The 6,411-nt window shown below is 57.7% G+C and carries 6 protein-coding genes; 5 read left to right on the top strand and 1 reads right to left on the bottom strand.

Annotation, left to right across the window (positions count from 1 at the left end; all coding sequences use genetic code 11):
- Window positions 1-1,331: HAMP domain-containing protein (locus FDW95_RS23855; protein ID WP_249359113.1), on the bottom strand; the 1,331-nt coding region annotated here is incomplete at its 3' end.
- A gap of 114 nt (window positions 1,332-1,445) precedes the next feature.
- Between FDW95_RS23855 and FDW95_RS14240 the strand changes: the two genes are divergently transcribed.
- The 5 genes from FDW95_RS14240 to FDW95_RS14220 all read left to right on the top strand — a co-directional run.
- Window positions 1,446-2,969: a sugar ABC transporter ATP-binding protein gene (locus FDW95_RS14240; RefSeq protein WP_096758669.1), complete on the top strand. Its 1,524-nt coding sequence runs from the start codon at window positions 1,446-1,448 to the stop codon at window positions 2,967-2,969.
- Entirely contained in the window at window positions 2,962-3,957 is a 996-nt protein-coding gene (locus FDW95_RS14235) for a ribose ABC transporter permease (protein ID WP_115259679.1), read from the top strand. The genes FDW95_RS14240 and FDW95_RS14235 overlap by 8 nt, the downstream gene beginning before the upstream one ends.
- A 32-nt stretch (window positions 3,958-3,989) precedes the next feature.
- Entirely contained in the window at window positions 3,990-4,931 is a 942-nt protein-coding gene (locus FDW95_RS14230; RefSeq protein ID WP_096758671.1) for an ABC transporter substrate-binding protein, read from the top strand.
- A 120-nt stretch (window positions 4,932-5,051) separates the two neighbouring features.
- On the top strand, window positions 5,052-5,735 hold the full coding sequence (locus FDW95_RS14225) for a D-lyxose/D-mannose family sugar isomerase (protein WP_115259680.1): 684 nt from the start codon (window positions 5,052-5,054) through the stop codon (window positions 5,733-5,735).
- Window positions 5,736-5,749: 14 nt separating this feature from the next.
- Window positions 5,750-6,411, top strand: a 662-nt coding sequence (locus FDW95_RS14220) for a ketose 1,6-bisphosphate aldolase (RefSeq protein ID WP_249359111.1), incomplete at its 3' end; no start/stop codon positions are given.

Here is a 6,411-nt window from a genome sequence, read left to right as displayed (position 1 = left end):
GCCCCGCGCTCGGCGGCTTTTAGCGCCCGGTTGATACGCGGCGCATCGGGCGAGTCCGGACTGACCAAATCCAGGCTGCCAATAATCACTGCCAGCAAGTTATTGAAATCATGCGCTAATCCACCCGTTAACTGCCCCACCGCCTTCAGCTTTTGGCTGTGCAGTAACGCTTCTTCCAGCCCCTGACGCTCGGTGCGGTCGATTTCCATCTGCGTCGTTTTTTCTTTCAGCAGCCGAGTGGTGTGTTCAAGCGACGCCGTATTGCGGGCAAACACGCTAAAGGCGCGCGCCAGCTCTCCCAGCTCATCGCGCCGCTGCAGGGCCGGCACGCTGACGTCCGATTCGCCATGCGCCAGCCGGGTCATCGCCCGCGAGATAGCCGTCAGGTTCGAGCCTAAGTTGCGGTAGATATACCAGCCGGCAAAGCCGGTGATCACCACCGCCAGCAGCGCAAAAATCATGATAAACAGCACGCCGGACTGTAGTTCCTGATGGCTTTGCGCCACCCGCTGCTCGGAGATACTCGCCACCTGTGAGACATACTGGTTGATATCGCTGTTGAGGATCGCCACCAGCGCTTTGATATGGAACATATACCAGCTGATTGCCAGGTCACTCTGCTCCAGCGCGGACGAAAGCGGCTCCAGCTTATGCAGTTCCAGGTTGAAGTCGCTAAGAATACGACTCACCAACTGGCTGGGGTTTTGCAGAACAAGCGCGGGCATCACGCCGCCCAACTGTTTAATTACCGAACGCGGCGTCGGCGTTTCAATAGCGGCAACGATCAGGCGGTCCATCTGCCTCAGCAGCGCGTCATCCTGCGCGCCGGTGAGTTTTTGTAGATGGCGTAAATAACTTTGATTCTGGTACAGCGAACTGAGCAGAGCATTACGTTCCAGATGCCGCAACTGCCCGCGCTGCAGCATGCCTTCCACACTGCTTTGCAGTTCGTTACTGCGCTGGATAATGCGCTCGACCAGCCCCGGTTCCTGCTGCGCCAGCGGGGCGCTGGCCAGCTGTTCCAGCGAATGCTTGAGCGCGCGCTGGGTCTCCTGTAGCCGTTCCGCTTCACCTTTGTATTCCAGCGCCCCCACGACCTGTGAGAGCCGCACCGCCGCCGTCGCGACGTTCGCCGTGTCGCGCGCCAGATTCATGCTGCCGGTCATGTCATCAACGGTTTGCTGTTGCACCTGTTCCTGGATCTGGCTGGCGTGCTGAAACCCCAGCACCGCCACCCCGCTGACCATCAGCGTGACCGCCACCACCAGCAGATTGAAGAACAGCAATCGCCCGCGCGCACTGGCGAAAAAGTGACGTCCGGGTTGCGGCATATCACGCTCCATGAAGAAAAATCGCAATATGACAAATATGAACGGCTTCTGACATTTTGCATTTACATTCCTGTGATGGACTGCTGATATCGGCCACCCCGCAGGAGATCCGTTATGAGCAAGACACCGGTTCTGGAGATGCGCAACATTGCCAAAGCATTCGGCAAATTTTACGCGCTGAAAGGGGTCGATTTAACGGTGTGGTCCGGCGAAATCCACGCCCTGATGGGTGAAAACGGCGCCGGGAAAAGCACCCTGATGAAGATCCTCGCCGGGGCCTATACCGCCACCAGCGGTGAGATCTTAATTGACGGTCAGCCCTTTCATATTCGCGGACCCAAGGATGCGCTGAGCGCTGGCATCACGCTGATTTATCAGGAGATGCAACTCGCGCCAAATCTGACGGTAGCGGAAAATATCTTTCTTGGCAGCGAACTGTCGCGCGGTGGTCTGGTACAGCGCAAAGAGATGGTGATGCAGGCGCAAAAGGTCATCGACCGGCTCGGGGCACAGTTTAAGGCCAGCGATCGAGTCATGACGCTGACCATCGCCGAGCAGCAGCAGGTCGAAATCGCCCGCGCCCTGCACCGTAACAGCCGCATCCTGGTCATGGATGAACCCACCGCCGCCCTCTCTTCACGTGAAACCCACCGCCTGTTTGAGCTGATCATGCGCCTGCGTGATGAAGGGATGGCAATTATCTACATCAGCCACCGCATGGCGGAAGTATATGAACTTTCGGATCGCGTCAGCGTGTTGCGCGACGGGCAGTACGTCGGCAGCCTGACCCGCGACAAGCTTAACGCCTCTGAACTGGTGCGCATGATGGTCGGCCGCCCGTTAAGCGATCTGTTCAACAAAGAACGCGATATCCCTTTAGGCAAGGCGCGCCTGAACGTGCATCACCTGACCGATGGCAACAAAGTCCAGCCGTGCAGTTTACTGGTGCGTTCCGGGGAGATTGTCGGCCTGGCCGGGCTGGTCGGCGCCGGTCGCTCCGAGCTGGCGCAGCTGATATTTGGCGTGCGCAAAGCCATCAGCGGCATGATTGAAGTCGACGGCGAGCCGGTGGTGATCCACTCCCCGCGTGAGGCCATCGATCACGGTATCGGCTTTCTGACCGAGAACCGCAAAGAACAGGGGCTGTTTTTAGAGCTGGCGGCGGCTGAAAACATCACCATGGCCACGCTGGAGCGTGACGCCAACTGGGGCATGCTGAACCGCAAAAAAGCGCAGACCATCTCCGATGACGCCATTCAGTTGCTCAATATCCGCGTACCCCACGCGCAGGTCCGCGCGGGCGGACTGTCCGGCGGCAATCAGCAAAAATTACTTATCTCGCGCTGGGTCGCGATTGGCCCACGCATTTTGATCCTCGACGAACCCACGCGCGGCGTGGACGTCGGCGCCAAAAGCGAGATATACCGGATCATGAACGAAATGGCGCGCAAAGGTGTGGCTATCTTAATGATCTCCAGCGAACTGCCGGAAGTGGTCGGCATGAGTGACCGGGTGTACGTGATGCGCGAAGGCAGTATTGCCGGTGAGCTGAACGGACAAAGCATTACTCAGGAAAATATTATGACGCTGGCAACCGGCGTGAACGACTCCCATCATCAGGCGGTGTCCCATGAATAATCCAACCCCTTCCCAGCCGGTGGCCAAATCCGCCTCGGCGAAAAAAATGTTGATGGGCGATCTGATGCAAACGGTCGGTATCTTGCCCATTTTAATCCTGATTGTGGCGGTATTTGGTTTTATCGCACCCAACTTTTTTACCGAAAGTAACCTGCTCAACATCACCCGTCAGGCGTCGATCAACATCGTGCTGGCAGCGGGGATGACCTTCATCATTCTCACCGGTGGGATCGACCTTTCCGTCGGTTCCATTCTCGGCACCACCGCGGTGGCGGCGATGGTCGTGTCGCTGATCCCGGAGCTGGCGCTGTTGTCGATTCCGGCGGCATTGATGCTTGGCCTGGCACTGGGGCTGTTTAACGGCGCACTGGTCGCTTTTGCCGGACTGCCACCGTTTATCGTCACCCTTGGCACCTATACCGCACTGCGCGGCGCGGCTTACCTGCTGGCGGACGGCACCACGGTTATCAACTCCAATATCAGCTTCGAGTGGATCGGTAACAACTACCTCGGGCCGATCCCGTGGCTGGTGGTGATTGCGTTGGCGGTCATTGCGGTGTGCTGGTTCATTCTGCGTCGCACCACGTTGGGCGTTCATATTTACGCGGTGGGCGGCAACATGCAGGCCGCACGGTTAACCGGTATCAAAGTGTGGCTGGTGCTGCTGTTCGTCTACGGCATGAGCGGGCTGCTTTCCGGCCTCGGCGGGGTGATGAGCGCCTCGCGACTGTACAGCGCCAACGGCAACTTGGGCATGGGCTATGAGCTGGACGCCATCGCCGCGGTGATCCTCGGCGGCACCAGTTTTGTCGGCGGGATCGGCACCATCACCGGCACGCTGGTGGGGGCGTTGATTATCGCTACGCTCAATAACGGCATGACGCTAATGGGCGTGTCTTATTTCTGGCAACTGGTGATCAAAGGGGCGGTGATCATCATAGCGGTGCTAATCGACAAATACCGTACCCGACACCATCAAAGTGCATAACAACAAAACCCTACAGCTACGAGGAACACAACATGCGTTTGAAGCCATTAGTTACCGCGCTCTGTGCTGGCGCACTGCTTGCCGCGACGCCGTATGTGCAGGCAAAAGAACTGAAATCCATCGGCGTAACGGTCGGCGATCTTGCTAACCCGTTCTTCGTGCAGATAACCAAAGGTGCAGAGCTGGAAGCGCGCAAGCTGGCGGGGGATAATGTCAAAGTGACGCTGGTGTCCAGCGGCTACGATCTCGGTCAACAGGTGTCGCAGATAGACAACTTTATTGCCGCTAAAGTCGACATGATCATTCTTAACGCGGCAGATTCCAAAGGCATCGGCCCGGCGGTAAAACGGGCGAAAGACGCGGGGATTGTGGTCGTCGCCGTTGACGTGGCAGCGGAAGGCGCTGACGCCACCATCACCTCCGACAACACCCAGGCCGGCGAAATGGCCTGTAAATACATCACCGACCGCCTGAAAGGGAAAGGCAACGTCGTTATCATCAACGGGCCGCCGGTTTCCGCCGTGCAGAACCGCGTAGAAGGCTGCCAGACCGAGTTCAAACGCCACCCGGACATCAAGGTGCTGTCGCATAATCAGAACGCGAAGGGCAGCCGTGAAGGCGGGCTGGAGATCATGACCGCTCTGCTGGCGGCCAATCCGAAGATCGACGGCGTGTTCGCCATTAACGATCCGACAGCGATCGGGGCCGATCTGGCTGCAAAACAGGCGCAGCGTAGTGAATTCTTTATTGTCGGCGTCGACGGATCGCCGGACGGCGAAGAGGCGCTGAAGCGGGAAAACTCATTATTTGTGGCGACCCCGGCACAAGATCCGCAGGTGATGGCAGCCAAAGCGGTCGAAATCGGCTATGACATATTGCAAGGTAAACCCGCGCCGAAAGAACCCGTGCTGATCCCGGTGACGATGATCGATAAGAACAACGTCGGCAGCTATAAGGGTTGGACGGTGAAATAAGTCGCCACAACAACGCCGGATGGCGGCAAAAATGCCTTATCCGGCCTACAAGATCGCTATGAATTTGTAGGCCGGATAAGCGCAGCGCCATCCGGCATTATATTAAGGAGAATTCTGTCCATGAAACGCTCCGCAATAAATGAGATTCTGGGTCACACGCGCCAGTTTTTTTCCTTGCACGACGTGCATCTCCCCCCCTTCGCCAGCTTCCCACCCACCCAATGGCGCAAACTCGACGCCGGAGCCTGGAGTGAAGTCTTTGACCTCAAACTCGGCTGGGACGTCACCGCATTCGGCGGTGATAACTTTGCCGCCCTGGGCTTAACGCTGTTTACCCTGCGTAATGGTTCACCAAAAGGCATGCCCTATGAGAAATGCTACGCCGAAAAAATCATGCACGTCCGCGATGGCCAGGTGACACCCATGCATTTTCACTGGCGCAAACGCGAAGACATTATCAATCGCGGCGGCGGTAATTTGATTGTGGAACTGTGGAACGCCGGAGTCAGAGAACAAACGGAAGACAGCGACGTCAGCGTAGTGATTGACGGCTGCCGGCAAACGCACGCAGCGGGCAGCCAGCTGCGCCTGACGCCAGGGGAAAGCATCTGCCTGACGCCCGGTCTGTATCATAGCTTCTGGGCCGAAGAAGGGTTTGGCGACGTGCTGGTTGGCGAAGTTTCTTCGGTTAACGACGACGATCACGATAACCATTTCCTGCAACCCATCGCCCGCTATAACGACATTGAAGAAGACGAACCGGCGCTGCTGGTGTTGTGTAACGAATATCGCCTGTTCCGCTAACCAAGGAGCGCATTATGCCGTTGATTTCCCTCGCCGATGGCCTCGCCCATGCCCGCGAGCACCGCTATGCCTTAGGCGCGTTTAACGTTCTGGATTCGCACTTCCTGCGTGCGCTGTTTGCCGCCGCGAAGCAGGAACGATCGCCATTTATTATCAACATTGCCGAAGTGCATTTTAAATATATCTCGCTGGATTCTCTGGTCGAAGCGGTAAAGTTCGAAGCCGCACGCCATGACATTCCGGTGGTGCTTAACCTCGATCACGGCCTGCATTTTGAGTCGGTGGTGCGGGCGCTGCGCTTAGGCTTCAGCTCGGTGATGTTCGATGGTTCTACGCTGGAGTACGAGGAGAATATTCGCCAGACCCGCGAGATGGTGAAGATGTGCCACGCCGTCGGCGTGTCGGTGGAAGCAGAGCTGGGGGCCGTCGGCGGCGATGAAGGCGGAGCGCTGTACGGCCATGCCGACGAGTCGCTGTTTACCGACCCGATGCTGGCACGGGATTTCGTCGACAGAACCGGCATTGATGCCTTAGCCGTCGCCATTGGCAATGCCCACGGCAAGTACAAAGGCGACCCCAAACTCGACTTCCCGCGGCTGGACGCCATTCGACAGCAGGCGGCAATCCCGCTGGTACTGCACGGCGGCTCCGGCATTAGCGACGACGATTTCCGTCG

It is taken from the genome of Citrobacter sp. wls718, from assembly GCF_005280945.1.
GTDB classification, from domain to species: domain Bacteria; phylum Pseudomonadota; class Gammaproteobacteria; order Enterobacterales; family Enterobacteriaceae; genus Citrobacter; species Citrobacter gillenii.
The sequence above is the reverse complement of the archived record's forward strand: the minus strand, read 5'-3'. Positions and strand labels throughout refer to the sequence as shown.